The sequence below is a fragment of the Bowmanella yangjiangensis genome (assembly GCF_017255015.1).
Lineage (GTDB): Bacteria > Pseudomonadota > Gammaproteobacteria > Enterobacterales > Alteromonadaceae > Bowmanella > Bowmanella yangjiangensis.
This window is the reverse complement of record NZ_JAFKCS010000395.1, coordinates 1-727: the sequence shown is the minus strand read 5'-3', so window position 1 is coordinate 727 and position 727 is coordinate 1. Positions and strand designations below refer to the sequence as shown.

The window sequence follows — 727 nt, the reverse complement described above, 5'->3', positions numbered from 1 at the left end:
CCCGTGGCGTCACGCAGGCGGATCGTGCTTTGCGGGAAACGCTGCAACTGGTGCAGGGTGAAACTCTGCTGGCGGCCGTCGGCCAGGTACAGGCGCAGCGCCGTCCGGTCCTGCGGATAGGGAACGGGCTCCGCCTTGACCGCGGTCAGACAGAAAAACGTCACGCAATACATGACAATAAAATGTCGTGACATCGACATACGGCTGCCATCGGTCAATATATTGTCGATGCTATCGTGGTTTAGCCTGGGCGCCTGAATTGGCCCGACGAACGGAGGCGCGCGGATTCAGGGCGTTGCGTGGCTCGCGCCGGCATGGCGACGCAGGACGAAGGCGGCGCGCAGGCCGATGCCGGCCAGGACCAGGGCCAGCGCGCTGGGCTGGCAGGCGGCCGTCACCAGCAGGGCCACGGCGAGCAGCAGCAGGCACGCCGCCAATTGCTGAATGGCGCGGGCGGTGCTGTACGGGTCAAGCAGAAGGGCGCTCATGTTGCATTCCTCGGAGGGTTGCAACCAGTCTATGAGCGCACCGGCACGGGCGACGAATCGTTTCTGGCTATGACCGGCATAGCCTCCAGCGACCCTACAGCTTGAGCTGGCGGATCGCCTGGTTGAGCTGGGCCGCCAATGTGGCCAGTTGCTGACTGGTGGCTGCCGATTCCAGCGTCTGGCCAACGGTCTGCTCGGTGACGTCGCGGATGCCGACGACCGAGCGGCTCATTTCCTCG

The 727-nt window shown here is 64.8% G+C and carries 2 protein-coding genes; both read right to left on the bottom strand.

Going from position 1 to position 727, the window contains the following annotated elements; translation table 11 throughout:
* Positions 1-200 (bottom strand): hypothetical protein (locus tag J0A65_RS24780; RefSeq protein WP_206596898.1); only part of this gene is annotated, 200 nt, incomplete at its 3' end.
* An 87-nt stretch (positions 201-287) separates the two neighbouring features.
* Positions 288-488 (bottom strand): hypothetical protein, encoded by a 201-nt coding sequence (locus tag J0A65_RS24775; RefSeq protein WP_206596897.1) that lies wholly within the window; start codon positions 486-488, stop codon positions 288-290.
* Positions 489-727 lie beyond the last annotated feature (239 nt).